This window comes from Streptomyces meridianus, from assembly GCF_023703325.1.
GTDB lineage: Bacteria > Actinomycetota > Actinomycetes > Streptomycetales > Streptomycetaceae > Streptomyces > Streptomyces meridianus.
Window position 1 is genome coordinate 61,399 of sequence record NZ_JAMQGM010000018.1, and the last position, 24,841, is coordinate 86,239.

General features: G+C 73.7%; 23 protein-coding genes. 4 read left to right on the forward strand and 19 right to left on the reverse strand.

From position 1 onward, the window contains the following. Positions 1-76 precede the first annotated feature (76 nt). The gene (locus tag M1E25_RS08615; RefSeq protein WP_251412191.1) at positions 77-1,072 is read right to left on the reverse strand and encodes an Acg family FMN-binding oxidoreductase; all 996 of its coding nucleotides are present in this window, start codon (positions 1,070-1,072) and stop codon (positions 77-79) included. A 238-nt stretch (positions 1,073-1,310) separates the two neighbouring features. Between M1E25_RS08615 and M1E25_RS08620 the strand changes: the two genes are divergently transcribed. Further along, positions 1,311-1,769: a cyclic nucleotide-binding domain-containing protein gene (locus M1E25_RS08620; RefSeq protein WP_251412193.1), complete on the forward strand. Its 459-nt coding sequence runs from the start codon at positions 1,311-1,313 to the stop codon at positions 1,767-1,769. A 138-nt stretch (positions 1,770-1,907) separates the two neighbouring features. Here the strand turns inward: M1E25_RS08620 and M1E25_RS08625 are convergent, their stop codons facing one another. From M1E25_RS08625 to M1E25_RS08635, 3 genes are all read right to left on the reverse strand, one after another. Continuing rightward, on the reverse strand, positions 1,908-2,612 hold the full coding sequence (locus M1E25_RS08625; RefSeq protein ID WP_251412195.1) for a helix-turn-helix domain-containing protein: 705 nt from the start codon (positions 2,610-2,612) through the stop codon (positions 1,908-1,910). Between the two features lie 113 nt (positions 2,613-2,725). Then, positions 2,726-3,589, reverse strand: coding sequence for a universal stress protein (locus tag M1E25_RS08630; protein ID WP_251412198.1), 864 nt, complete (start codon positions 3,587-3,589; stop codon positions 2,726-2,728). A gap of 66 nt (positions 3,590-3,655) precedes the next feature. Beyond that, positions 3,656-4,702 (reverse strand): zinc-dependent alcohol dehydrogenase family protein, encoded by a 1,047-nt coding sequence (locus M1E25_RS08635; protein WP_251412201.1) that lies wholly within the window; start codon positions 4,700-4,702, stop codon positions 3,656-3,658. 141 nt (positions 4,703-4,843) lie between these two features. Here M1E25_RS08635 and M1E25_RS08640 point away from each other — a divergent pair, with 141 nt between their 5' ends. Next, positions 4,844-5,509 (forward strand): CBS domain-containing protein, encoded by a 666-nt coding sequence (locus M1E25_RS08640; RefSeq protein WP_251412204.1) that lies wholly within the window; start codon positions 4,844-4,846, stop codon positions 5,507-5,509. Between the two features lie 45 nt (positions 5,510-5,554). Here M1E25_RS08640 and M1E25_RS08645 read toward each other — a convergent pair whose 3' ends face one another. The 4 genes from M1E25_RS08645 to M1E25_RS08660 form a co-directional block, all read right to left on the reverse strand. After that, positions 5,555-5,845, reverse strand: coding sequence for a DUF1876 domain-containing protein (locus tag M1E25_RS08645; protein WP_251412206.1), 291 nt, complete (start codon positions 5,843-5,845; stop codon positions 5,555-5,557). Positions 5,846-5,919: 74 nt separating this feature from the next. Beyond that, a complete protein-coding gene (locus M1E25_RS08650; RefSeq protein ID WP_251412208.1) occupies positions 5,920-6,537 on the reverse strand; it encodes an Rv1733c family protein in 618 nt (205 codons plus the stop codon). A gap of 121 nt (positions 6,538-6,658) precedes the next feature. Then, positions 6,659-7,186, reverse strand: coding sequence for a flavodoxin domain-containing protein (locus tag M1E25_RS08655; RefSeq protein ID WP_251412210.1), 528 nt, complete (start codon positions 7,184-7,186; stop codon positions 6,659-6,661). Positions 7,187-7,317: 131 nt separating this feature from the next. Then, a complete protein-coding gene (locus M1E25_RS08660; protein WP_251412212.1) occupies positions 7,318-9,627 on the reverse strand; it encodes a heavy metal translocating P-type ATPase in 2,310 nt (769 codons plus the stop codon). Positions 9,628-9,810: 183 nt separating this feature from the next. On the opposite strand from M1E25_RS08660, the gene M1E25_RS08665 reads away from it, so the two are divergent. Continuing rightward, on the forward strand, positions 9,811-10,671 hold the full coding sequence (locus M1E25_RS08665; protein ID WP_251412214.1) for a universal stress protein: 861 nt from the start codon (positions 9,811-9,813) through the stop codon (positions 10,669-10,671). A gap of 45 nt (positions 10,672-10,716) precedes the next feature. Next, a complete protein-coding gene (locus M1E25_RS08670; protein ID WP_251412216.1) occupies positions 10,717-12,261 on the forward strand; it encodes a bifunctional aminoglycoside phosphotransferase/ATP-binding protein in 1,545 nt (514 codons plus the stop codon). 190 nt (positions 12,262-12,451) lie between these two features. On the opposite strand, the gene M1E25_RS08675 is transcribed toward M1E25_RS08670, so the two are convergent. The 11 genes from M1E25_RS08675 to pcaH form a co-directional block, all read right to left on the reverse strand. Beyond that, entirely contained in the window at positions 12,452-12,673 is a 222-nt protein-coding gene (locus M1E25_RS08675) for an acyl carrier protein (RefSeq protein ID WP_251412218.1), read from the reverse strand. Between the two features lie 20 nt (positions 12,674-12,693). Next, positions 12,694-14,076 carry a dihydrolipoamide acetyltransferase family protein gene (locus M1E25_RS08680; protein ID WP_251412221.1) on the reverse strand — a complete coding sequence of 461 codons (1,383 nt, stop codon included), beginning with the start codon at positions 14,074-14,076 and terminating at the stop codon, positions 12,694-12,696. A 2-nt stretch (positions 14,077-14,078) separates the two neighbouring features. Beyond that, positions 14,079-15,077: an alpha-ketoacid dehydrogenase subunit beta gene (locus M1E25_RS08685; protein WP_251412222.1), complete on the reverse strand. Its 999-nt coding sequence runs from the start codon at positions 15,075-15,077 to the stop codon at positions 14,079-14,081. Further along, complete coding sequence (gene pdhA / locus M1E25_RS08690) at positions 15,074-16,090, reverse strand: pyruvate dehydrogenase (acetyl-transferring) E1 component subunit alpha (RefSeq protein WP_251412231.1); 1,017 nt, start codon at positions 16,088-16,090, stop codon at positions 15,074-15,076. Before pdhA ends, M1E25_RS08685 begins: the two co-directional genes overlap by 4 nt. After that, complete coding sequence (gene acsA / locus M1E25_RS08695) at positions 16,087-17,883, reverse strand: acetate--CoA ligase (RefSeq protein WP_251412234.1); 1,797 nt, start codon at positions 17,881-17,883, stop codon at positions 16,087-16,089. The genes pdhA and acsA overlap by 4 nt, the downstream gene beginning before the upstream one ends. Positions 17,884-17,990: 107 nt before the next feature. Further along, a complete protein-coding gene (locus tag M1E25_RS08700) occupies positions 17,991-19,421 on the reverse strand; it encodes an MBL fold metallo-hydrolase RNA specificity domain-containing protein (protein WP_251412236.1) in 1,431 nt (476 codons plus the stop codon). A gap of 109 nt (positions 19,422-19,530) precedes the next feature. Then, complete coding sequence (locus M1E25_RS08705) at positions 19,531-20,712, reverse strand: 4-hydroxybenzoate 3-monooxygenase (RefSeq protein ID WP_251412238.1); 1,182 nt, start codon at positions 20,710-20,712, stop codon at positions 19,531-19,533. Continuing rightward, positions 20,709-21,923, reverse strand: coding sequence for a bifunctional 3-oxoadipate enol-lactonase/4-carboxymuconolactone decarboxylase PcaDC (pcaDC, locus tag M1E25_RS08710; RefSeq protein WP_251412240.1), 1,215 nt, complete (start codon positions 21,921-21,923; stop codon positions 20,709-20,711). Before pcaDC ends, M1E25_RS08705 begins: the two co-directional genes overlap by 4 nt. Then, the gene (gene pcaB / locus M1E25_RS08715) at positions 21,920-23,467 is read right to left on the reverse strand and encodes a 3-carboxy-cis,cis-muconate cycloisomerase (protein ID WP_372500543.1); all 1,548 of its coding nucleotides are present in this window, start codon (positions 23,465-23,467) and stop codon (positions 21,920-21,922) included. Before pcaB ends, pcaDC begins: the two co-directional genes overlap by 4 nt. Beyond that, positions 23,436-24,008, reverse strand: coding sequence for a dioxygenase family protein (locus M1E25_RS08720; RefSeq protein WP_251412244.1), 573 nt, complete (start codon positions 24,006-24,008; stop codon positions 23,436-23,438). Before M1E25_RS08720 ends, pcaB begins: the two co-directional genes overlap by 32 nt. After that, positions 24,008-24,808, reverse strand: a complete 801-nt coding sequence (gene pcaH, locus M1E25_RS08725; RefSeq protein ID WP_251412246.1) for a protocatechuate 3,4-dioxygenase subunit beta — start codon at positions 24,806-24,808, stop codon at positions 24,008-24,010. Before pcaH ends, M1E25_RS08720 begins: the two co-directional genes overlap by 1 nt. Positions 24,809-24,841 lie beyond the last annotated feature (33 nt).

The window sequence follows — 24,841 nt, forward strand, 5'->3', positions numbered from 1 at the left end:
CGCGCAGGGCGGCCGTCACGGAAAGCCGTCGAGGGTTTCCGTGACGGCCCGTTCCGGCGGGCGCAGGCCCTCAGGCTCAGGCAGTGCCGGAGATGTCCAGCACCTCGCTCACCGGCCGCCGCGGGGTCGGCGTGCCGGGCGGTCCGTATCCCAGGCGCAGGACCACTTGGACGTGTCCGGTCCCGGTCACCGGTTCCCGCAGCATCCAGCGCAGATCCGGCCACTCGACGGCCTGAGTGGCGAACGAAGTGCTCAGACCGTCGAGTGTGGCGAGCAGCAGCACGCGCTCCATCGCCTGCCCGGCGGCCATCCAGTCCGGGGGGCCGTCCCGCTCCGTGCTCAGCAGCACCAGGTGCGGGGAGGTCTCGAAATCGGCCGCCGGACGTCCGGGAACGGTGCGCCGGCCGGCGAAGTCGCGGACCGGCGCCCGGCCGCCCCGCATCCGTGGCCCGAAGGCATCCTGCGGGACCCCGTCGCTCGCCCGGTGGCCGGTCTCGCCGCCGGGCCGCGTCCAGTGGGCGAGGTCCTCGTCGCGTTCGGCGTCCATGTAGTCGTAGGCCTCGGCGTCCGTGGTGGCAGCGAGCACGGCCTGCAGATGCGGCCCGGTGGCGAAGTCCAGCCGTACGCCCTCCTGCCGCGCGGTCTCCCGCAAAGCGGTCTCCACATCGCGGGGGATTCTCCGCTCCTCGAAGGGGTTGCGGCTGGTGTGCCGGAGCCCGATGGCCGGGTACAGGGTGGCCAGCACGCCGGGCCGGGCGGCCGGGACGACGCGCACCAGGGCCAGCAGCGCGGGGTCGCCCGCGTCCGGGAACAGCACGGTGTCGGCCGCCCACCCATGGTCTGCCAGGGCCACCCGAAGGTTCAGCAGGGCGGCGGCACAGCCGAGATGCAGGGCCCGGCCCTCGGGGTCGGCATGCGGGATGGTCCGGTCGAGGTCGGCCCGCAGCTGGAACGTCCGGCTGCCCCGGGCGTACCGGAAACGCCACGGCTGCGCGTTGTGCATCGACGGGGCGGCAACGGCTGCGGCGACGAGATCGCTCACCGTGCGGTCGTCGAGTGGTCTCTGGGGCACGTTCCCTCCGGCACCGGCGGGGCGGCAGGTCCCTTTCCACCGTGCCGCGCGGGGTCGGCGGCGGCTGGGGCCGAACGTCCCCGGCCCGCGGCCGTCCGGTGCAACGGGTGCCCTTCCGGGCCGGCCGCGCACCGGACGGGACCGGTCGGTCCGGGGATGGGCCGTGCGGCCCATGACCCGCCTGTCCGGGCGGCCGCACGATGGGGAGGACGCCGGGGTCGAGGACGGAGGTCTGATCATGACGAGGCATGGTGTGCTGCGTGCTCTTCCGGCGAACCGCCGTGACCGGTTCATGGCCCTGGCGAAGGAGGTGTCCTTCCCGGAGGAGACCCGCATCGCCGAGGAGGGCAGCCCGGCCGACCGGTTCTGGATCATCCACACCGGCAATGTGGCGCTGGACATCAGCGTCCCGGGGCGGCGTCCGGTGGTGGTCGAGACCATCGGCATGGGAGAACTGCTCGGCTGGTCCTGGCTGTTCCCGCCCCGCCTGTGGCACCTCGGAGCGGAGGCCACCAGCCCGGTGCGCGCGTGGGAGTTCGACGCCACGGCCGTGCGGGAACTGTGCGACGAGGACCCGGTCCTGGGCCGGGCACTGATCACCTACATCGCGCACATCATCGCGGACCGCCTGATGGCCGCGCGGACCCGGCTCGTCGATCTGTACGGCCCGTACCGAGCGGGTGCGATACACCGCTGAAACGCCGGCCCCGCGACTCGACGGCACGCCCCTTCCGGCGCAGGCACCGCCGGTCCACGGCCGTGGTCCCGCGGCCCGGGCGTCGGTCCGGCGAGGTCCCTCGGCGTGGGCGTCCGGCCGGGTCCTGCCGCAGCCGGCTCAGGCCGCGGCCCGCCCGGTGCGGATCCTGCGCCCGGTGAAGCGCTCCGGCTCGATGCGCACCCACAGATCCCGCTCGCCCCCGGGCCACGGCTGGATGTGCGCCTGCTCGGCGAGCCTGCGGACCTCCTCGGGGTCGGTCACGTGCGCGGCCGTGCCCGAGACGAGCACGCTCCACCCCTGGCTCAGGGCATCGTCCACCTGGTCCACCTCGAACGCGACCTGCTCGCCGGGCACCGGGTCCGGGGCGCTGCCGGGCACCGTTCGGTAGACAATCGCGCCGGCGACCACCGCGTAGTTCACCGGCAGTGCCTCCGGGCCGCGCGGCGTGGACTGGACGACCCTCCCCACCCCCCTGTTCCCCAGCCGGTCCCAGCACTCCTCGGGGCCGAGGTCCAGCAGTTCGGGGTGGGCTGCCGCGTCACCGGTGCCGGGCGGGGCGTCGACGCCGCCCCCGTAGAGCTTGCCGACGGTCGTCCGCAGAACGCCTGCCAGCCGGATGACCGCTCCGGGGCTGACGTCCGCGGGCCGCTCCTCCAGGTACTGCAGGTATCTCGGAGCGATGCCCGCGGCGGCGGCCACGTCCTCGCGGGACAGGCCGAGTTCCTCCCGCCGCAATGCGACCCGGCGGCCGAGGTCACCCGGGCGGGGCGGCCTGGCACGGGGGCTCCGGCTGCCGGCTCCCCCGGTGCTGTCGTCCGTCACCCGTCTCACGTCCTTCCACCGGCGGTCCCCTGCGTCCCTCTCTCCAGGGGATCACCGCTGCGGGCATCACGCCATTGCGGCGGAAGGCCGGACCTCCCGCCGCGACGTCCGGGTCAATCGTGGGGAACCACCGCGACCGGACACGGGGCGTGGTGCAGCACGCCGTGCGTGACGTGCCCGATGTGCCCCCCGACACCGCGGCCGTGCCGGCGGCGTCCGACCACCAGGAGATCGGCGGCGGCTCCCGCTTCGGTCAGGTCCCGGCCCACCGACCCGTGGAGCACGTGCTCGACGACCTCCACCCCCGGGTACGCATCGCGCCACGGACCGAGGAACCGGGCCAGCGCCTGCACCTGCTCGCCCTGCAGTTCGGTGACGAGACCGGGGCCGATCGGGGAAACCGCGTAGCCGTAGGCCAGATGCTGGTTCCAGACGTGCACCACGTGCAGGGCGCTCTTGCGGGAGGCGGCCTCGTCGAACGCGAAGGCGATCAGCGGGTCGCAGGGGAGACGGAAGTCGAGGCCGAGCACCACCACCCCCCGGCTCTCGCTCTCCGGCACCCGGGGTGCCCGGACGAGGACGACCGGTCGTTCGGCGCGGGCGATCACCTGGAGCCCGACGGAACCGTAGAGGAAACCGTTCACCGTGCCGAGCCCGTGACTGCCGAGGGCCAGCAGTTCCGCCTCCGCGGCCGCGCGGAGCAGCAGTCCGGCGGGGACGCCCGGGACCTGTTCGGCACTCACCTCGAGCCCGGGACGGCTTCCTGCGATCTCCCGCTCGGTCGTCCTCAGACGGTTCTCCGCCCAGTGCCGCTGTTGCTCCGGCCCGAGCGGGAAGTGCGGATTGCTCGGCAGCCACTCCCACACCTGCAGGAGCCGCAACGGCAGGTTGCGGCGGGAGGCCGTCTCGGCGGCCCATTCGGCCGCGGCCATGCTCTCGGGCGACCCGTCCACCCCTGCGGTCACGGGCAGTTCCATGGCTCGGCCTCCTCGCTTCGCACCGGTCCGGTCGCTGCCGCTGCCGGACCTCCTGTCCCGGGCCCGTCAGGGCGGACGCTGCCCGTTCATCAGCACCGCCGCCCCGGTGACCCGGTCACCGGCGAGGTCCGCCAGAGCCCGGTCCGCCCGGTCCATCGGGTAGCGCTCCACGTGCACCCGGGGGCGCAGCCGCTCGGCCTCCTCCAGGAACGCACGGGCGTCGGCACGTGTGTTGGCCGTGACGCTGCACAGAGTGCGCTCCTGGAAGAGGTGGGCGGCGTAGTCCAGAGCGGGGATGGTGCTGAGGTGGATGCCGGCGACGGCGAGCGTGCCGCCCCGGTCGAGTGCCGACAGGGCCACCGGGACGAGGTCGCCCACCGGGGCGAAGAGGATGGCGGAGTCCAGGGGCTCGGGCGGCGCGTCGTACGCCCGGCGCGCGGAGGCCGCCCCCAGTTCCAGGGCGAGCCGGCGCGCGGCCTCCGCCCGGGTGAGCACGTGCACGGTCGCGCCGCGGGCGAGCGCGAGCTGGGCTGTGATGTGCGCGGAGGCCCCGAAACCGTAGATGCCCAGACGTCCCGCGACAGGTACCCGGGCGCGCGCGAGCGCCCGGTAGCCGATGATGCCGGCGCAGAGCAGCGGCGCCAGTTCGTCCTCCGGCCAGTCCTCGGGGAGCCGGTGGACGAAGCGGGCGTCGGCGAGGGTGTACCCGGCGTAACCGCCGTCGAGGTCCCAGCCCGTGTAGCGCGACTGCGGGCAGAGGTTCTCGCGCCCGGACCGGCAGTACGCGCAGCTGCCGCAGGTGCCGGCGAGCCAGGCGACGCCGACACGGTCGCCCTCGCCGAGACCTTCGGCGGGCTCGCCGGACCGGACGACCCGGCCGACCACCTGGTGGCCGGGGACGCAGGAGACCCGGTGCACCGGCAGGTCGCCCTCGGCGAGGTGCAGGTCCGTACGGCACACGCCGCAGGCGTCCACACGGACCAGGACCTGGTGCGGGCCCGGCTCGGGGACGGAGCGCCGGATGCGTCGCAGCGGGGAGGTGCGGACGGGGCCGGGCCGATCGACGACCCAGACGTCCGTCTGGGTGGCGGTTTCCTGCGTCCTCCCGGCCATGCCCCCAACGTGGCACGGCCGGGAGGGGTGCGCGCATGGGCCCATGCGACCGGTGCGGGGGCCGCCCGGCCCATCTCGGCCGGGCGCGCCGGACCGCAGGCTGGTAGGTGACGTGCGTCGGTCACGGGTGAGGAGCGTGTGATGGAACACCGGACGGTCGGGGAACTGATGACGCGGAAGGTCGTGACGGCACCGGGCGACCTGCCGTTCAAGGAGGTCGTGGCCCTGCTCGCGGACAACGACGTGACGGCGGTTCCCGTTGTGGACCGCGCGGGCCGGCCGATGGGCGTCGTCTCCGAAGCGGACCTGCTGCGCAAGTCGTCGAGCCGGTCGGACCTGTCGGGGCGCACGCCCGTTCCGCATCTGGAGGAGTGGGAGCGGGCCAAGGCCGAGGGAACCCGCGCGGAGGAACTGATGTCGGCGCCGGCCGTGTGCGCGCACCCGGACTGGAGTGTGGTGGAGGCGGCCCGGTTCATGGCCGTTCAGGGCGTCAAGCGGCTGCCCGTGGTCGACGAGGCGGACCGGCTGCTCGGCATCGTCAGCCGTGGCGACCTCCTGCGGATCTTCCTGCGCCGGGACGAGGCGATCCGCGAGGAGATCCTGCGGGACGTGCTGGACCGGACGCTGCATCTGGCGCCGTCCCCCGTCACCGTGGAGGTCTCCGAGGGCCGGGTACGACTCGGCGGGACCGTGCCGTACCGGAGTCTGGCCCCGGTCCTGGAGCGGCTGTGCGCAGGCGTGGACGGGGTGGTCTCGGTGTCGGGGCGGCTCACCGCGGAGAGCGACGACACGACTGCCGCAGCCTGACGGTGATCCCGGGCCCCGAGCAGTCGCTCGGGGCCCGGGGTCGGGTCAGGTGGGCCAGCCCAGGACGGGTTCCCGGGCCCGCCCGCGGAGTGGAGCGGCCATGTCGTGAATGTCGCGTTCGGCGATGCCCAGCAGCTGCTGGGCCACGTCGCCGAGTGCGCGGCCGGCGGCCAGTTCGTCGCCGATCTCGGGGACGTCCAGGTCGTCGGGGCTGCACCGGGCGACGCCGAGGCCGGTGAGCGCAGCGCCGCCGGTGTCCAGGACCGCCCGCGCCTTCGTCGTACCGTTCTCCTCGGAAAGGAAGAGACGGACCTTCCACTCCAGTGTCCGCGCCATGTCCGGGCTCCTCCCGTCGCCGCGCACGCCAGTCGTGCACGGGGCCTGTGGCCGGGCTCGTGGCCGGCCCTCGGTCACCCCTGCGATCTCCTGGACCACCGGGGTTCCAGCAGCTGCCACTCGGCCTCCCACTGCGCGTAGCGCCGGCGGTCGAGCATGTACACGAAACCGGCCCGGGCCAGCAGGAACACCGTCAGCGTGGCCCCGCCGGTCACCGCGCCGGCCAGCCAGGCCGTGGCGACCGCCTGCTTGGACGTCATCGGCGGTTCGGTGATCGAACCGCCGCGGTCGGCCCAGGTGTTGACGATCGTTCCGGCCTTCGTGCCCGGCGCGACCTGGGCGACGCCCTGGTGCCGGGTGCCGTCCTTGTCGGTCCAGCGCACCGGCATCCGCACCGGGCTTCCGCTGCCCGCCGGATCGGGAGCCGGCTTCGCGTCGGAGACGAGCCGCGCCTTCACCGGATGCCGCTCGGCGTTCTGGGTCTGCACGGTCTCCATCCCGGTGTGCAGCGTGGTGGTACCGACGCTGATCGCGGCCGCCGGCAACCCGACGACCAGACCGATGATCAGCAGGAACCCGAACCAGGACTGGGCCCGGTCCGAGCTGCGGTACAGGGGGTTGCTGCTCTTGCGCACAGAAGTGCGGCCGGATCCGTGGTCTCCGGAGTTCCGCTGCGAACGGTGAGTACTCATGACCCGTCCACCTCACTCCCTGTACCGCCGACCGATCGCGGGGTGTTCCCTTCCACTGTGGGACGCGCCTCGTCGGGCGGGCACGGGGCCGAAGGTCCCTCCGGGGATCCCGACCGGGTCGTCATCCCGGACCGGCGCTCCCCCCGTCGGAACGCCCGAGGGCACGCCCGATTCCGGCGGCCCAGGCATCGATCTCGTCCCAGTCCCGGAAATCCCCGTAGCGGCCGCCGAACACCTCCCACAACAGCCGGCCCGGCAGCGGCAGGTGGTCGCGCTCGACCCGGCCGGCGAAGAGGTGGTGCTCACTCGCCGTCGCGGTCCGGCGGAAGGCGGCCACCCGCCGGGGTGGTTTCGCCTTCGCCTCGAACCGGCCGCCGAGCGCCCGGGCCAGGCCGACGCTGAACAGCCAGACCGGACGGTCCGCCAGGACGCGGGCGTTGTCCTCGAGGAACGCGGCGGCTTCGTCCAGCCAGTCCCCGTTGTGGACAGCGCTCCCGATCACCATGGCCTCGTAGGAACCGGCCGGCCCGGCCTCGTCGACCGGCCGGGCATCGACCTCGAAACCCTGTTCCCTGAGCCGGGTCGCGATGCGTGTGGCAATGCCACGGGTGGATCCGTGGGCACTGGCGTATCCGACCAGGACCACCATCGTGCCGCCTCCTTCCGACGCTGCATTGCCGTCACGCGTCCTTCAACCCCACGCCCGCACGCCGGGCCGTGCCAGGGGACGAACGGGCCCGGTCGTACGCCCACCGGCCCATGCAGGACCGGTTCCCGGACTCAGGCGAGGGAGAAGTAGCTCTCCTCCTCCTGGGCGAAGTGCAGGCGCAGCACGGCGGACAGTCCGTAGAGGCAGGACCGCAGGTCGTCGATCTGCTCCGGCAGCAACCTGCCCTGCTCGCCGACGAGTTCGAGGTGGTTGCCGATGCGCCGGGTGAGCCGTTCGATCTCGGTGTGGGCCCGGCTCATCGGGGCGATGGCCTCCGGCCCGCCGAGCGGGGTCGCCAGCGCCGGATAGAGCTGGTCCTCCTCGGCCCGCTCGTGCGGCAGGAGTCGCTCGGTGAGCAGGGTGTACGCCCGGCGGACGGCAGGCAGCGCCTCGGCTCCGGCGGAGAGCTTGTCCGCCGCGTCCCGGACCGTGTCGAGGACGGTGCGCAGATCGTCGTGCTCCGCCGCGAGCCGGGTGATGAGGTCGCGAGTGTCCGGGTCGAGCCGGGCGGAGGGCGGGCGCCGGACACGCAGTGCCCGCAGGGCGTTGAGGATGACCGCCACGTCGATCGCCTCCTGCAGCAGGGCCCCGGGTGCGGGCGGCAGCAGGCCGGCGGCGGCCGCGGCCATCGCCGCCAGCGACATGACCATGCCGCCGAGCGCGCTCTGCACGGCGATCCGGCGCGAGCGCGCTGCGATGTCGATGGCGTCCGCAACGCGTTCCACCCGGTCCGTGGTCAACACCACGTCGGCGGCCTCGGAGGACGCGGTGGACCCGTGGCCGCCCATGGCGACGCCGATGTCCGCGGTGGCCAGGGCGGGCGCGTCGTTGACCCCGTCACCGACCATCACGGTCACAGCCCGCTCCCGCTCGGCCCGGACCGCCGCGACCTTGTCGGCGGGCGTCTGTTCGGCCCGGACCGCGTCGAGCCCGAGGACGGCCGCGATCTCCCGGGCCGGTTCGGCGCGGTCACCGGTCAGCATGATCAGACGCCGCAGGCCGGCGGAGCGCAGCCGGCGCAGGGTGCGCGGTGCGTCGGGGCGCAGCGGGTCCTGGAGCAGGACGGCACCCAGGAGTTCGCCGTCGGAAGTCAGCCACGCCGTCGCCGAGCCGTCGAGCACCGCGCGGTTCTCCACGGCGCGCGCCCAGGGCGGCAGGCCGGAGCCCGCCGGACGCCGCCCCACGGTGAGGCGCCGGCCGTCGAGCACCGCACGGACGCCCGCTCCGGGTTCCTCGGTCACCTCGCCGGGGACCGGGAGCCGCAGTCCGCGGGCACGCGCCTCCCGGACCATCGCCCGGGCCAGGACGTGCGGCGACATCTGGTCCAGGGCGGCCGCAAGCCGCAGCACGTCATCGGGTCGGACGTCCGGAGCGGCCGCGATGTCGACGACCCGGGGGCTGCCGCCGGTGAGCGTCCCGGTCTTGTCGAGAACCATGGTGCGCACCCGTCCCAGGTTCTCCAGGGCTCCGCCGTCGCGCACCACCACGCCCTGGCGGGCAGCCTGCGACAGTCCGGAGACGATCGCGGCCGGGGCGGCCAGCAGCAGCGGACAGGGGGTCGCCACGACCAGGACGGCCACGGCCCGTACCGGCGAACCACTGAGCAGGAATGCCACCAGGGCCACCGCGAGCGACACGGGAACGAACCAGGCCGCGTACCGGTCGGCGAGACGGACCACGGGAGCGGACTCCGCGCCCGCCTGACGGGCCAGCCGGACGATTTCCGCGTAGGTGCTCTCCCGGGCGGTGGCCTCCGCCCGGAGTTCGAAGGCAGGGCCGCCGTTCACCGCTCCGCTGCGCACGCCGGTGCCCGGGGCGCGCTCGACGAGCAGCGACTCCCCGGTGAGCGCGGACTCGTCCAGGACGGCCGTTGCGCCGGCCACGGTTCCGTCCACCGGCACGACCTCCCCCGGACCGACCACCAGCCGGTTTCCCGCAGCGACGTCGTCGAGGGGCACCGTGCGGACACCGGATGCGTCGCGCAGGTGCGCGGTGCGGGGCACGCGTTCGACGAGCGCTCTCAGGTCCCTGGAGGCCCGGCGGGAGGCCGCGGCCTCCAGTGTCCTGCCGGTCGCCACCATGACCGCGACCAGCGCGCCGGCCGCGAACTCGCCCACGACGAGTGTCCCCACCAGGGACAGCAGTGCCACGAGATCGACACCGGCCCGGCCGTGCAGCAGGGCGTACAGAATCCAGAAGGCGGTGGGGACGATCGCGGCCACGGTTCCGGCCGCCCAGCTGAGGTCGGCCGCCCCCGGGGCCCCGGCCAGCCGGAGGCCGGCTCCTGCTGCGAGGGCGGCCACGGTGATCACCAGGAGCAGCCGCTCCGCGCCGGCGCGCCACAGAGCGCGGCCGGTCTCCGTCCGCGTCGTCCGGGTCATGAGTGGACGGTCGCACGCGGCGGACGGCGCGCCCATGGGCGGTTGGGGCAGCGAGCCGGTCCCATTGGTCCCGCCCGGCCCGCCCACGGGACCAATGGCCCCTGTCCCGGCTCCTGACCCGCCCGCAGGCTTGAGGATGCGGGACACGAGGCCCGTACCCTGCCCGGAACGGAGGCGAAAGCCATGGAGCCCGTCATCACGGCCGGTCTGGACGGTTCCTCCGAAAGCCTGGCCGCCGCCCGGTGGGCAGCGGGCGAGGCGCAACTGCGTACCCGCCCGCTGCGGTTGATGCACGCCTGGATCCTGCTGGCTCCCCCGGGCCCGGAAGGCACCGCGGACAGCGACCAGAACTACTGGTCGCGGCGCATCGTCGACGACGCGGAGCAGGTGGTCCACGAGCAGTTCCCCGGTCTTCCCGTGGTGAAGGACCTGGTCGCCGACGATCCCGGGGAGGCGCTGGTCGCCGCGGCGGAACAGTCGGAGATGCTGGTGCTCGGCTCCCGGGGACTGGAGGCCCTGACGAGCTACTTCCTCGGCGACACCGGCCTGCACGTGATGACACGGGCCGAACGCCCGGTGGTCCTGGTTCGGACCGGCGAGCCGTCGCCGGCAGCCGGGAAGGTGGCCCTGGCCATGAACCTGCACGGCTCCTGTGACGAGCTCATCGACTTCGCCTTCGACACCGCCGCCCGGCGCGGTGCAGGGCTCCGGGTCGTGCACGGCCTGCACCGGCACCCCCACATCCACGCCCCGTGGGGACGTTCCGCGGATGCGGAGCAGGAAATGACGAACGAGAAGCTGCACGAGATGCGGGATGCGCTGCGGCCGTGGCGGGAGAAGTACCCGTCCGTGCCGGTCGAGGAGAGCGTGCGCGCACAGGGCGGTGCGGCCCGGGCCGTGGTGCAGGCGGCCGGGGACTCGTCGCTGCTGGTGATCGGCCGGCGACGCCATCCCCATCGCACGATCCGCCCGCACCTCGGTCCGGTCCTCCAGGCCGCCGTGCACCACGCGCCCTGTCCGGTCGCCGTCGTCCCGCACGACTGACGCCGGCGGGCCGGTCACGGGGGACGCGACAGGAGGGAGGGGCAGATGCCGGTGTTCGGGGACGACGAGGAAGCGGGGCGGCCGCCGGCACACGCCGGGATCCGGGAGACGCATGTCGCGGTCGTCGTCTTCCTCGGCGAGCACGCCTACAAGATCAAGAAGGCGGTGTCCCCGGGGTTCCTCGACTTCTCGACGGCGGCCGCGCGCCGGGAGGCCTGCGAGCGCGAACTCGTCCTCAACCGCCGTTTCGCACCCGACGTCTATCTGGGTCTCGGCGAGTTCCGCTTCCCCGGCGGAGAGCACCCCGAACCCGTGGTGGTCATGCGCCGGATGCCCGAGGACCGCAGGCTCTCGGATCTGGTGCGCGGCGGGGCGGAGGTGGGGCCCTCCCTGCGTGACGTCGCCCGGCTGCTGGCGATCCACCACGCCCAGGCTCACCGGGGGCCGGAGGTCGATGCGCAGGGCAGCCGGGCGGCCCTCTCGGCCCGCTGGGAGGAGAACTTCGCGCAGGTGTGTGCACTCACCGCCGACGGCGGCCCGGGCGGTGACCTCGCGACCGGCGGCGTTCCGGAGGCCCGGGAGCTGGTGCGGCGTTATCTCGCCGGCCGGGGACCGCTGTTCGACGAGCGGATCCGCCGCGGCCGGATCGTCGACGGGCACGGCGACCTGCTGGCCGAGGACATCTTCTGCCTCGACGACGGCCCGCGGGTACTGGACTGTCTGGAGTTCGACGACACCCTGCGCTTCCTCGACGGGCTGGACGACGCGGCCTGCCTCGCCATGGACCTCGAGCAGTTGGGAGCGGCCGAGGAGGCGGCGTCCTTCCTCGCCCGGTACAGCGAGTACTCGGGTGACCCGGCTCCCCCGTCGCTGCGGCACCACTACGTCGCCTACCGGGCCTTCGTCCGGTGCAAGGTCGCGCTCGTCCGGGCCGGTCAGGGCGACGCGGCGGCCGTGACAGAGGCACGCAGGCTGCTGACGGCGGCGCTGCGGCATCTGCGCACCTCGGAAGTGGCACTGGTGCTGGTCGGCGGTCTGCCGGGCAGCGGCAAGTCGACCTTGGCCGGAGCCCTGGCGGACCGGCTGGGCGTCACCCTGTTGAGCAGCGACCGCGTCCGCAAGGAGCTGGCCGGGATTCCTCCGGAACAACCCGCGCCGGCCGGCTACGGACAGGGGCTGTACCGCCCGGAGTGGACCGACCGCACCTATGCGGCGCTGCTGGAGCGGGCCCGGGCCCTGCTGGCGGCCGGGGAGACCGTGGTGGCCGATGCCACGTGGTCCGACGCGTCGAACCGCGACGCGGCGGGCGACGTCGCGCGGAGCACCGGTTCGGCTCTGGTCGCGCTGCGCTGCGAGGCTCCCGCGGACACCGCTGCCCAGCGCCTGGCGACCAGAGGCCCGGGGCCGTCGGACGCCGGCGCTCCGGTGGCCCGGGCCATGGCGGAGGCGGAGGACCCGTGGCCGGACGCGGTGGCCGTCGACACCGGTGGTGATCTGGAGGCGGCGGTGCGGCAGGCGCTGGCGGCGGTGCGACCGCACAGTCCCGAGCCGTCGACGGTCTTCCGCCGCTCGTACATGGAGCCGGGGTGAGCCCCGGGCCCGCGCACGCTGCGCACCTGCCGCCGGGGTGTGTTGTGATGGAGAGTGAGCACCGAGGGCGACGCGAAGGGGCGCGGAGAAGCGGCACCCGATGCCGCGCACCGCGCAATCAGGGCCCGCGAGAAGCGGACGGCCCCCGGTGCTCCCCTCGGCCGTGACGCGGCGTCCGCCGTCAGCCCTGTCACGTCGTCCGGGCGACGAGGAAATCCGCGCAGCCCGACACGGTCGTCAGGTGCGGGGTGTCCTCGTCGTCGATGCGGATCCCGGCCCGGTCGCCGAGTGTCTCGAGAAAGCTCAGGAAGTCGAGCGAGTCGATCTCGAGGACCTCGCGGAACCGGTCGTCGGGGCCCAGCGACCCGACGTCCGCCTCCGGCACGATCCCGGACAGCGTCTCCTGCACCATGTTCCGTGCCTCGGCAGGTGTCACAGTTCCTCCGGTTGCTGCAGCCGACGGTCGAGAACTCGGAGAAACCGTGCCCCGACGGCGCCGTCCGTCGCCCGGTGGTCGGCCGACAGCGTGGCGGTCACCACCGGGCGTACGCCGAGCAGACCGTCGACGGCACAGGGACGCTCGACCACCCGTCCGAAGCCGACGAGGGAGACCTGGGGCGGATAGATCACTCCGAGAACGCTCTCCACCCCCTGATCGCCCAGATCGGTCACCGTGAGGGTCGGGTCGGCGACCTCGGATCCGCGGAGCCTGCCCGAACGGGCCCGGTGGACCAGGTCCTTGAGTCCGGCCATCAGCTCCGGGAGCGGGACGGTGTCCGCGTCGTGGATGGCGGGGGCCACCAGCCCGCCGCCGCGCAGGGAGACGGCTACGCCGAGGTGCACCCCGTCTCCCGGGGTGAAGTGCCCCTCGTTCCAGAAACCGTTGAGTTCGGGGACCTCCCGGGCCGCGCGGGCGGCGGCCTTCAGCAACATGGCCGCCGGCAGGAGCCGTTCGCTCACGGGGGCGAGCCGGTTGTACTCCCGCAGCCATGCCATGGAGGCCGCGAGGTCGACCGTGGTGGACAGGTAGTAGTGGGGGATCTCGCGGTTGGCCCTGGTCATCAGGTCCGCGATGGCCCTGCGCATCGTGGTCGGTCCTGCGGCGCCTGCCGCCGGTGCTACGGGCCCCCGTGGTACGGCCTCCCGGGCCGGGCGGCCCGCGGCGAGGCGTACATCGGCGGCACGTACGCCGCCGTCCTTGCCGGTCCCCTTCACCGACGCCGGGTCGACCCCGAGCTCGCCGGCCAGTCTCCGGGCGAACGGGGTGATCCGCTGTCGCGACGGGGGCGGAGCCGCGGCCCGTTCCACATCCGCTCGGGTGACCCGGCCGCCCGGTCCGGTTCCGTGCAGGGTGTCCACGTCGACCCCGCTTCGCTCGGCGAGGTGCCGGACCAGCGGTCCGGCGCTGCCGGGGGTCCCGTCCTCGGGTGCCGGGACCGCGCCGCCGGGCACCTGCCTTCCGGGGGCCGGTTCCGGAGGCTTCTGCGCGGCCTCTTCAGGCCGGTGCCTCCCGGCCTCCCCGGCGGTCCCTTTCCCGGCCTTCCCGGCGGTCCCCGGCGCCCGCTTCGGGGCCGCCTTCTCCGCGGCCGAGATCATCGCGAGCGGTGCGCCCACCGGCACCGTCGTGCCCGGATCGACGAGCAGGCGATCCACCGTCCCCGTCTCGAAGCACTCGACCTCGATCGCGGACTTCGCGGTCTCGACCACGGCGATCGGTTCCCCCTTGCGGACCCGGTCACCGGGCCGCACCAGCCACTCCTGCAGGACGCCCTCGTCCATGTCCGCGCCCAGGGACGGCATCGTGAACTCGGCCATGGTCATCCCACCGTCCTGCGTGCCGCTGCGGCGACATCCCGGACCTGCGGCAGAGCGGCCTCCTCCAGCTGCCGGGCATAGGGGATGGGCACCTCCGCGCTGCAGACCCGTTCGACGGGTGCGTCCAGGTCGTAGAAGCAGCGTTCGGCGATCCCGGCGCAGACCTCGGCGGCGAGGCTGCCGGTGCGCCAGCCCTCGTCGACCACCACGACACGGTGGGTACGGGCCACCGAGGCGTCGATCGTCGCCTCGTCGAGCGGGCGCAGCGAGCGCAGGTCCACGACCTCGGGGTCGAGTCCGTCCGCTGCGAGTTCGTCCGCCGCCGCGAGAACCTTCGGCAGGCAGCCGCCGTAGGTGATCAGGCTGACGTCCGTGCCCGGGCGGCGGACTCGCGCACGGTCCAGGTCGACGGGCTCGGTGAGCGGGGCAAGTTCACCGGAGGCGTTGTAGAGGCTGCCGTGTTCGAACACCAGCACGGGATCGGGATCCGCGAGTGCCGGAGCCAGCAGGTAGCGGGCGTCCTCGACGGTGGCGGGAGCGAGGACCCGGATCCCGGGGATGTGGGCGTACCAGCCCTCCAGGCTGTGCGAGTGCTGCGCCGCCAGTTGCCGACCGGCGCCGGTCGTCATCCGGATCACCAGCGGGACGGGCAGTTGCCCGCCCGACATGTGCAGCAGTGTCGCGGCGTTGTTGAGGATCTGGTCGAGGGCCAGCAGGCTGAAGTTCACGGTCATGATCTCGACGATCGGCCGCATCCCGCCCAGCGCCGCACCGATGCCGGCACCGACGAACGCCGACTCCGACAGCGGCGTGTCGCGAATGCGTTCCGGGCCGAACTCCTCCAGCATCCCGAGGCTGACGCCGAAGCAACCGCCGTACCGGCCGACGTCCTCCCCCATCAGGAACACACGGTCGTCGGCCCGCATCGCTTCACTCATGGCTTCGCGCAGGGCCTCCCGGTACGTCGTCGTCCGCATCGCCCGCTCCGCCTCGCCACTCATGCCGCGTCCACCGGCGGGCTGGTGACATGGCGCAGCAAGTCCGCGACCGGCTCCTCGGGGGCCTGTTCGGCTTCCCGGACGGCCGCGTCGATCTCCTCGGCGACCTCTCGTTCGATCCTCGCGAGCCGCTTCTTCGTCAGCTCGCCGTTCTCGTTCATCAGGTCGGTGAGCCGGGCGATCGGGTCCCGCTTCTTCCACTCCTCGATCTCGGCCTTGTCCCGGTAGCGGTCGGGGTCGTACATGGAGTGGGCCCGGAACCGGTAGGTGCGCGCCTCCAGGAAGTGCGGGCCGGTGCCCGCCCGGATGCCCTCCACCGCCCGGCGGGCGGCCCGCTCCACGGCCTCGACGTCCATGCCGTCGACCGCCCAGGCCACCATTCCGTACGACGCGGCGCGGGCGGCAAGGTCGGTCTGTGCCTGGTGGCGTGGAAGGGCGGTGCCCATGGCGTACAGGTTGTTCTCGCAGACCAGCAGCAGCGGCAGGTCCCACAGCGCGGCGAGGTTGGCCGTCTCGTGGAACTCGCCCTCGGCGAATGCCCCGTCCCCGAAGAAGCAGCAGGTGACCCTGGAGCGGTCGCACAGCCGGTCGGCGAGGGCCAGACCGGCGGCGAGCGGCAGTCCGCCGGCGACGATGGCGTTGCCTCCGTAGAAGCGGCGCTCGGCGTCGAACAGGTGCATCGAACCGCCCCGGCCGCCGCTGCATCCCGTGGCCCTGCCGTACATCTCCGCCATGACGTCCGCCTCCGGGACACCGCGCGCCAGCGCGTGGCCGTGGTCACGGTAGGTCGAGACGATCGCGTCCTGCGGGGTGAGCGCTCGGTGGACTCCGACGGCGACGGCCTCCTCACCGATGCAGAGATGGACGAACCCGCGGATCCTCGCGCCGCTGTACAGCTCCACGCAGCGCTCCTCGAAGCGGCGGATGCGCAGCATGGCGGTCAGGAGGTCCTGGTGGTGGCCGCCCGCCTTCGCGGCGGCGGTCCTGCCGGGGCGGGTCGCGCGCTCCGCGCTCATGCGGTCTCCTCCAGAGTGGACAGGTCGCCGGTGGGAAGCCCGAGTTCGCGTGCGCGCAGCAGCCGGCGCATCACCTTGCCGCTGCGGGTCTTGGGCAGGTGCTGGTCGAAGACGATCTCCCGGGGGGCGACGGCGGGGCCCAGTCTGCGGCGGGCGAAAGCCAGCAGTTCGCGCTGCAGTGACCCGGTCGGTTCGATGCCGGGGCGCAGGGACACGAACGCCTTGACCACGTCGCCGGCGATGGGGTCGGGACGCCCGATGACCCCTGCCTCGGCGACCGCCCAGTGCTCCATGAGCGCGCTCTCCACCTCGAAGGGGCCGATCAGGTGGCCTGCCGACTTGATGACGTCATCGGCGCGGCCCACGAACCAGAACCAGCCGTCCTCGTCCTGCCGGACCAGATCACCGGTGAGGTACCAGCCGCCCGCGAACGCCGCCCGGTAGCGGGCCTCGTCGTTGAGGTAGCCGCGGAACATCGACGGCCATCCCGGCCGCAGGGCCAGTTCGCCCTCCGCGCCGGGGCGTCGGACCCGGGTCACCCTCCCGCCGGTGATCCGCGCCCGGCCGTTCTCGCCGCGCTCGAGGACCGCCGCCTCGACGCCCGGCAGCGGACGGCCCATCGAACCGGGGCGGATGTCGCAGGCGGCGAAGTTCGCGATCATGATGCAACCCGTCTCCGTCTGCCACCAGTTGTCGTGGATCGGCAGGCCCAGCACGTCCCGCCCCCAGAGCACGGCCTCGGGGTTGAGCGGTTCGCCGACCGATGCGACGAAGCGCAGGGCGGACAGATCGTAGGTGTCGGGCAGCCGATGCCCTGCGCCTCGCGGGGAGGAGCGCATCAGCATCCGCAGCGCGGTGGGGGCGGTGTACCAGACGTTCACCCGCTGCTCGCTGAGGATCCGGTACCAGCGGTGAGTGTCGAATTCGCCCTCGTCGGAGACGAGGGTCGCGCCGAGGACCAGCGGGGCGATGACGCCGTACGACATCCCGGTGACCCATCCGGGGTCGGCGGTGCACCAGTAGACGTCGTCGGGGTGCAGGTCCAGCGCGTAGGCCGCGGTGGACCGGTGCGCGACCACGGCGTCGTGGACGTGGACGGCTCCCTTGGGCGCTCCTGTGGTCCCGCTGGTGAAGTGCAGCAGGGCCATGTCCTCGGGCATGGTCGGCGGTATGTGGAACCGGTCGGAGGCGGCGGCGAGCATGGTGTCGTAGGAGAACGTGCCGGGCAGTTCGTCGGCTCCCGGGCCGACGATGAGGACGTGCTCCAGGCTGGGCAGTGAGCTGCGGCGGCCCATCACCTTGCGCCGGTACAGCACCGCTGTGGTCACCAGGACGCGGGCATCCCCGAGGCGCAGCCGCTGCTCGACCGGATCGGTGCCGAAGGCGGAGAACAGCGGGCAGAGCACGCTGGTGTTCTTGAGGGTGCCGAGCACGGCCGTGTAGAGCTCCGGGCAGCGGCCGAGCAGAGTGAACACCCGGTCGCCGCGGCCGACCCCGAGGGAGCGCAGGACGTTGGCGAAGCGCGCGGTGCGGCGCGCCAGTTCCGCGTAGGTGACCGTGCGGACGGTGTCGTCGCGGGCGATGCAGCGCAACGCGATCCGGTCACCGTGGTGGGCTGGGCCCACGTGCCGGTCGACCGCCTCGTAGGCGATGTTCAGCCCCCGGCCACCGGGCAGCCCTGCCAGCGCCTGGCGGGCCTGCTGCCAGCTGAACCGCGATCGCGCCTCTTCGTAGTCGGCAAGGTTCGGTGCGACACGCGCCGCGCCGCCCTTGTGGATCGTCTCCCCGGCCATGGCGCTCCTTCCCCGGTCTCTCCCGGCCCCTTCCACGGTCGGGGTGCCCGGCACGGGCGCGCACTGGGCCGAAGGGCCCCTCGACGGTCCGGTCGGGTTCACGGGGATCAGCGGACCAGGACCCGCTCGCCGGAGCGCGGCACGACGGTCGTCCATCCCAGTTCGCGGTCGATCCGGTCGCGAAGGGCCGCTGCTGCGTCCGGTTCGCCGTGCACGACGTACGTCGCCCCGGGGGGCTCGGCCCCCTTCAGCCAGTTGAGGATCTCGTCGGCGTCGGCGTGGACGGAGAAGGCGGGCACGTCGACCACCTCGGCGCGGACCGGCACGTACTCGCCGAACATCTTGAGCGTCCGTGCCCCGTCCACGAGGTCACGGGCCCGGGTCCCCTCGGCGGCGAACCCCACGATGATCACGGTGTTGCGGGAGCCGGGGAGCAGCCGCCGCAGATGGTGCAGGACGCGGCCGCCGGTGGCCATGCCCGACGAGGAGATGATGACGCGGGGGCCGGTGAGGCTGTTGATCGCGACGGACTCCTCCACCGAGCGCGCCACCGCGAAGGGTGCGGGGTCGAGCACGGAGGCCCGCTCCGCGGCCAGTTCGGGCCGTATCTCTCCCGTCTCCCCGGCGAAGGCCTCCTCGTAGACCCGCAGCGCGGCGAACGCCATCGGGCTGTCGACGACGACGGGGACGTCCGGTGGCAGGACCCCGCTTCGGCGCATCCGCGCCAGTTCGTGGAGGACCACTTCCGTGCGGTCGACGGCGAAGGAGGGGATCACCACCGCGCCACCACGCCGCAGGGTACGGATCAGCGCGTCCTCGAAGACCCTGCGGGCGGCGCCGGTGTCGTGCCGGCGCCGGCCGTACGTGGACTCCACCAGAAGGGCGTCGGCACCGGTGAACGGCTCGGGCGGCCGGAACAGGGGGTGCACCGGCCGGCCGAGGTCGCCGCTGGCGGCCAGGGTGTGCCCGTCCTCGAGCGTGAGGTGCACCCAGGCCGATCCGAGGATGTGCCCGGCGTGGTGCAGCCGCAGCACGGTGCCGGGGGCGATCTCCGTCCCGGTGCCCAGCGGGACCGGCCGGAACAGGGCCATGGCCCGGTCGACGTCGGTGTCGGTGTAGAGCGGCTCGGCCGGGTGGTGCCGGGTGTGTCCGCGCCGGTTGGCGTGGTCGGCCTCCTCCTGCTGCAGCCGGGCGCTGTCCCGCAGAACGATCTCGGCGAGCCGGGCCGTGTGGACGCTGCAGAACACCGGGCCGCGAAAACCCTGGCGGACCAGCCGGGGCAGGTGTCCGCAGTGGTCGAGATGGGCGTGGGTGATGACGACGGCGTGGACGGCGGAGGCGTCCACGGGCAACGGGCGCCAGTTGCGCCGCCGCAGTGCCGCGAGTCCCTGGAAGAGCCCGCAGTCCACCATGATCCGCACATGGTCGGTCTCGACCATGAACTTGCTGCCGGTGACCGTGCCGACGCCGCCGAGGAAGGTCAGCAGGCCGGGTCTGCTCGTCGCCGGTGTCCCCGGCGTTCCCCGTGGCTGGTCCATGCGCTGGCCTCCTGGCGGCCGGATGCGAACGTCTGCCCGGGGTACCCCGTACAGGGCCGGCGCAAGCGGAGGCCGACTGCGGTTCGCGCCGGGCACTCGGACCAGGGCTTCAGACGACCGGGAGGCCGGCGTAGTTCTCGGCCAGTTCGGCGGCCGCGTGCGGCGAGGTGGCGATGCGGTCCAGCTGGGAGATCTGCAGCCGCGAGTCGAAGGGGCTCTGGCCCGGGTCGGTGTGCAAGGTGGTCGTCATGAAGCCGGAGAAGTGCTCGGCGCGCCAGACACGGCGCAGGCATGTGGCCGAGTAGGCGTCGAGGAGTTCGGTGGACCCCGTCCTCTTGAGATGGTCGAATGCCTGTGCCAGAACGATGACGTCGGCCGCGGCGAGGTTGAGCCCCTTCGCCCCGGTGGGCGGCACGATGTGGGCGGCGTCCCCGGCGAGCAGGACCCGGCCGTGGCGCATGGGCTCGGTGACGTGGCTGCGCATGGGCAGCACTGACTTCGCGGTGATGGGCCCGCGGTGCAGGGTCCAGTCGCGGTCGACGGCGGAGCGGGCCTCCAGCTCGTCCCAGATGCGCTCGTCGGGCCAGTCGGCGGGGTCGGTGCCGTTGGGCACCTGGAGGTAGAGCCTGCTGACCGCGGGGGAACGCATGCTGAACAGCGCGAACCCGCGCTCGGAGTGCGCGTAGATCAGCTCGTCGCTGGAGGGCGGCGCGTCGGCGAGGACGCCGAGCCAGGAGTACGGGTAGGCCCGCTCGAAGACCGTGCGGACGCCGTCGGGGACGGCGTGCTTGGCGACTCCGTGGAAGCCGTCGCACCCTGCCACCCAGTCGCAGCCGAGGGTGTGTTCCCGGCCCTCGTGGGTGTAGCGGATCACCGGGCGGTCTGTGCCGGCCCCTTCGACGGCGTGCACCGGTGCCTCGAACAGCAGCGGGCCGCCCTCCCGGAGCTGGAGTGCTATCAGGTCCTTGACCACCTCCGTCTGGGCGTACACGGTCACCGATCTGCCGCCGGTCAGCGACGGGAAGTCGATGCGGTGCGAGCGGCGGTCGTAGCGCAGTTCGATGCCGGCATGGACGATGCCCTCGCGGTCCAGGCGGTCCCCGGCCCCACAGGCGCGCAGCGCGTCGACGGTCCCCTGCTCGAGGATGCCGGCGCGCTGGCGCTGTTCGACGTAGTCACGGCCGCGGCTCTCCAGCACGACGCTGTCGATGCCCGCGTTGTGCAGCATGCGGGCGAGCAGCAGCCCTGCCGGGCCGCCGCCGATGATGCCGACGGTGGTGTGCACGGTCATCGTCCCTCGCTCGCTTCGTCCTCTTTCAGCACCCGCTGGGCCACGGCGAAAGCGGCGTTGGCCGCGGGTACACCGCAGTAGACGGCCGACTGCAGGAGGACTTCCTGGATCTCGTCGGTGGTGAGCCCGTTGCGCAGGGCGGCCCGCACATGCATGGCCAGTTCGTCGTGATGCCCACGGGCGACGAGCGCGGTCAGGGTGATGCAGCTGCGGGTCTTGCGGGACAGGCCGGGCCTGGTCCAGATCTCGCCCCAGGCGTAGCGCGTGATGAAGTCCTGGAAGGCACCGGTGAAGGCGGTGCTCCGGGCAATGGACCGGTCCACGTGGTCGTCGCCCAGCACCTCGCGGCGGACGGCCGTTCCCGCCGCACGCCGGGCGTCGTCGCCCGCCGGCGGAACCGGCTGCTCGGCCTCCCGCCTGCTGTCGCCGGGATCCAGATGGGTGCGCAGGGCGGCCAGCACGGCTGCGGGGCGTTCGACGCCCGCGAGGTGGGCGGCGCCGGCCACCTCGGTCAGGGCAGCTCCGGGGACGGCGTCCGCGATCTCCCTCGCGTGTGACGGAGGGGTGGCGGGGTCCTCGCGCCCGGCGACCACGAGGAGGGGAGCGGTGAGCCCCGGCAGTTCGTCACGGACGTCGAAGGCGGCCAGGGCGTCGCAGCAGGCCGCGTAGCCCTGCGGATCCGTACGGCGGAGGTCGTCCAGCAGGGCCCGGGCCCGCGGGTCTGCGGCGAAGCCGGGGGTGAACCAGCGTCCGGCGGCGGACTTCGTGAGGGCCTCGGTGCCCTGGGAGCGGACCAGGGCCGCGCGTTCGTGCCAGGAGGCCGGTGCCCCGAAGCGGGCGGAGGAGCAGACCAGGGCGAGCGAGGTCACCCGCCCGGGGTGGTCCAGCGCGAGCCGGCTGCCGACGGCGCCGCCGAGCGAGATGCCGGCGTAGGCGAAGCGATCGGCACCGAGGGCGTCGGCGAGTTCCAGCACGAGGCCGGCGAGGGTGCCGACCGTGGCAGCGCCCGGCTCCGGCCGGCCCAGGACGTCCGCAGGGGTACGGCCGTGACCGGGCAGGTCCCAGCGGATCACCCGGAACTGCCGTGAAAGGGCGGCGGCTTGGGGTTCCCACACGGCGAGGGACGTGCCCAGGGACGGGCCGAGGACGAGCGGCGGGGCGTTGTCGGGGCCGTCGACCCGGTAATGCAGTCGGGGCGTTCGCCTGCTCAAGGTGTCTCCTCTGCCTCGGGTTTCCCGGACGGGCGGGCCCGGTCCGGCTCCACGGAGATCACGGGGTTCCGCCGCAGCGCGCGGTCGGTCAGTGCGCCTGCCGAACCCGTGTACCCCGTGGGGTCGGTGAGGTTCCTCAGGCGTTCCCCGGAGAACAGGCCGGTGGCCACCAGGGCTTCCCGCAGGGCCGGTTGCGGTCCGCCGGGCGCGTCGGCGGACCGGCGGGCGGCGTCCGCCACCAGCCTGCGGGCCTCGTCGCGTCCCAGGGCGGGGGCGAGGACGGCGGCGAGGCGTTCGGTGATCACCAGACCGCCGGTCTTGTCGAGGTTGCGGCGCATGCGCGCCGGATCGACGCGCAGGCCCTCGGCGAGTTCGGCGCAGTCCCGGGCCGCGCCCGCGACGAGCCGCAGGGCGGTGCGCAGCGGCTGCCATTCGGCGTGCCAGGCGCCGGCGGGGCGTTCGTCCTCGGCGGCGAGGGAGCCGTACAGGATGCAGGCCAGGGCGGGGACTTGGCGGGCTGCCGCGGCGACGAGGGCGGCCCGGACCGGGTTCGCCTTGTGGGGCATGGCGGACGAGCCGCCGCCGGCGGCTTCTCCGGCTTCGCCGATCTCGGTGCGGGAGAGCACCAGCACATCGACGGCGATCTTCCCCAGCGCGCCGGCGGTGAAGGCGAGTGCCCCGGCGAGGTCCGCCACGGGAGCGCGGAGGGTGTGCCACGGCAGTTCGGGGGCGGCCAGCCCGGTCTCGGCGGCGAAGGCGGCGATCAGGCGGATTCCGGGGTCGGTTTCCTCCCGGTCTCCCCCGGCACCGGTGGCGTCCCCGTGCGTGCCGGCGTCGGCGGGGGCGGTTCCGTCCGCCTCGGCGAAGGCATGGAACGCGGCGAGTGTGCCCGCGGCTCCGCCCAGCTGGGCGGGGAGGGCGGACCGGACGGCGGCGAGCCGGTCGTGTGCGTCCAGGACGAGGGAGCGCCAGCCCGCGGCCTTGAGGCCGAACGTGGTGGGGACGGCGTGCTGGGTGAGAGTGCGGCCCGCCATGGGGCTGTCGCGATGCTCCTCGGAGAGCCGTTGCAGCGCCCCGGCGGCCCGGTCCAGGTCGGCCAGGACCGCCACGAGGGTGCGGGACGCCATCAGCATCAGCGCGGTGTCGAGGATGTCCTGGCTGGTGGCGCCGCGGTGCACGAACTCGGCCGCGTCCGGTGCACGTTCACGGACGGCTGCGGTCAGGTCGGCGACGAGCGGGATGACCGGATTGCCTCCCGCGCGCGCCCGCACCGCGAGTCCGGCGGGGTCGAAGTGTCCGGTGTCCGAGGCTGCGGCCGTGACGGCCTCGGCGGCGGCGCCGGGTGCCAGTCCGGTGCGTGCCTGGGCCCGGGCGAGCGCGGTCTCGGCGTCGAGCAGGGCGCGGACGAGGGCGCGGTCGCCCGTGCACTCCTCGGCGTCGGAGCCGGCCGCGACCGGGGTGAGCAGTCCGGTGTCGGCGCCGTCGCGGTGGGGGTGCGGCTCGCCCGGTCGGTCAGTCGAAGGCAAGGAAGACGGTCTCCTCATGCACACCGTCGTACTGCAGACGGATGTCGAAGCGGTGGATGCCGGTGCCCTCCGGTGTGGCCAGGAGTGTCGCCCGGCGCACCGGGTCGAGTCCGGCGAGCAGCCGGTCGTCGGGAGGTCCCCCGGGGCCGTGCAGATAAGCCCGGGAGTAGAGGTGGTGCAGCAGGCCGCGGGCGAAGAGGCACACCGACAGGTACGGGACGCCGCCGGGCGGCAGGGTGCGCAGCGCGTAGTGGCCGTCGGCGTCGGTGGCGACCCGGCCGAAACCGGTGAAGCGCACGCCGTCACGGCCCAGCACCGCCCCGGTGACCGGGTCGCGGCGCAGCGTTCCGGGGGCGCCGGCGCGGGAGCCGTCGGGGGCGGGCTGCCAGAACTCCAGCAGGGCGTCGGGGACCGGATCGCCCGCGCCGTCGTACACGTATCCGTGCACGGTCAGGGCGTCGGGGTGTCCGGCGGGCGCCATGTCGCCGCCGCCGGCGAACGGCAGGGCGTAGCCGTAGAAGGGGCCGACGGTCTGGGAGGGGGTGGGCAGTGCGGGCATCAGCGGCCCTCCTCGGTCCAGGTGGCGGCCGGGCCGTCGAGGACGATGTCCCAGCGGTATCCCAACGATTCTTCCGGGACCGACAGTTGGTGGTCGTAGGCGGCGACCAGGCGTTGCCGGGCGGCGTCGTCGGTGACGGACTGCAGGATCGGGTCGTAGGGGAAGAGCGGGTCGCCGGGAAAGTACATCTGGGTCACGAGCCGCTGGGTGAAGGCCTCGCCGAACACGGAGAAGTGGATGTGCGCCGGGCGCCAGGCGTTGAGGTGGTTGCGCCACGGGTACGCCCCGGGTTTGACGGTGACGAACCGGTAGCGGCCCTCATCGTCCGTCAGGCAGCGGCCGACACCGGTGAAGTGGGGGTCGAGCGGCGCCGGATGCTGGTCCCGCTGATGGGCGTAGCGACCCGAGGCGTTGGCCTGCCACAGCTCGAGGAGCTGACCGCGGACGGGCCGCCCGTCGCGGCCGAGCAGCCGGCCGGTCACCGTGATGCGCTCGCCGAGCGGCTCGCCGGCGTGCTGCCGGGTGAGGTCGTGGTCGAGGTCGGTGACGTCGGTGACGCCGAAGACCGGTCCGCTGAGTTCGACGGCCTCCGGGTCTCCGATCGGTACGAGTGGCCGCCGGGGGTGGCGCAGGCCGCTGCTCCGATAGGGCGGGTAGTCCCGGGCGGGGTGGTGGCGCACGGGCGAGCCGGCCGCGACGGCTGTGCGGTAGGCATCGCGCCGCTGCTCGATCTCCTGCGAGACCTGTTCCTGCGTCAGCGGTCCGGACGGGGTCTCGGAGCGGGCTTCGGACGGGGTCATCACTGGGTCTCCTTGCCGTGGTCTCCGCCTCCG

Excerpts from the sequence above, each read along its gene's own strand:
- M1E25_RS08620 (WP_251412193.1), top strand. The coding sequence starts at position 1,311 with ATGACGAGGCATGGTGTGCTGCGTGCTCTTCCGGCGAACCGCCGTGAC.
- M1E25_RS08650 (WP_251412208.1), bottom strand. The coding sequence starts at position 6,537 with ATGAGTACTCACCGTTCGCAGCGGAACTCCGGAGACCACGGATCCGGC.
- M1E25_RS08685 (WP_251412222.1), bottom strand. The coding sequence starts at position 15,077 with ATGAGTGGCGAGGCGGAGCGGGCGATGCGGACGACGACGTACCGGGAG.
- M1E25_RS08655 (WP_251412210.1), bottom strand. The coding sequence starts at position 7,186 with ATGGTGGTCCTGGTCGGATACGCCAGTGCCCACGGATCCACCCGTGGC.
- M1E25_RS08680 (WP_251412221.1), bottom strand. The coding sequence starts at position 14,076 with ATGGCCGAGTTCACGATGCCGTCCCTGGGCGCGGACATGGACGAGGGC.
- pcaH (WP_251412246.1), bottom strand. The coding sequence starts at position 24,808 with ATGACCCCGTCCGAAGCCCGCTCCGAGACCCCGTCCGGACCGCTGACG.
- acsA (WP_251412234.1), bottom strand. The coding sequence starts at position 17,883 with ATGGCCGGGGAGACGATCCACAAGGGCGGCGCGGCGCGTGTCGCACCG.
- M1E25_RS08670 (WP_251412216.1), top strand. The coding sequence starts at position 10,717 with ATGCCGGTGTTCGGGGACGACGAGGAAGCGGGGCGGCCGCCGGCACAC.
- pcaB (WP_372500543.1), bottom strand. The coding sequence starts at position 23,467 with ATGAGGAGACCGTCTTCCTTGCCTTCGACTGACCGACCGGGCGAGCCG.
- M1E25_RS08630 (WP_251412198.1), bottom strand. The coding sequence starts at position 3,589 with ATGGAACTGCCCGTGACCGCAGGGGTGGACGGGTCGCCCGAGAGCATG.
- M1E25_RS08635 (WP_251412201.1), bottom strand. The coding sequence starts at position 4,702 with ATGGCCGGGAGGACGCAGGAAACCGCCACCCAGACGGACGTCTGGGTC.
- M1E25_RS08640 (WP_251412204.1), top strand. The coding sequence starts at position 4,844 with ATGGAACACCGGACGGTCGGGGAACTGATGACGCGGAAGGTCGTGACG.
- pdhA (WP_251412231.1), bottom strand. The coding sequence starts at position 16,090 with ATGAGCGCGGAGCGCGCGACCCGCCCCGGCAGGACCGCCGCCGCGAAG.
- M1E25_RS08645 (WP_251412206.1), bottom strand. The coding sequence starts at position 5,845 with ATGGCGCGGACACTGGAGTGGAAGGTCCGTCTCTTCCTTTCCGAGGAG.
- M1E25_RS08705 (WP_251412238.1), bottom strand. The coding sequence starts at position 20,712 with ATGACCGTGCACACCACCGTCGGCATCATCGGCGGCGGCCCGGCAGGG.
- M1E25_RS08700 (WP_251412236.1), bottom strand. The coding sequence starts at position 19,421 with ATGGACCAGCCACGGGGAACGCCGGGGACACCGGCGACGAGCAGACCC.
- M1E25_RS08675 (WP_251412218.1), bottom strand. The coding sequence starts at position 12,673 with ATGGTGCAGGAGACGCTGTCCGGGATCGTGCCGGAGGCGGACGTCGGG.
- M1E25_RS08720 (WP_251412244.1), bottom strand. The coding sequence starts at position 24,008 with ATGCCCGCACTGCCCACCCCCTCCCAGACCGTCGGCCCCTTCTACGGC.
- M1E25_RS08660 (WP_251412212.1), bottom strand. The coding sequence starts at position 9,627 with ATGACCCGGACGACGCGGACGGAGACCGGCCGCGCTCTGTGGCGCGCC.
- M1E25_RS08665 (WP_251412214.1), top strand. The coding sequence starts at position 9,811 with ATGGAGCCCGTCATCACGGCCGGTCTGGACGGTTCCTCCGAAAGCCTG.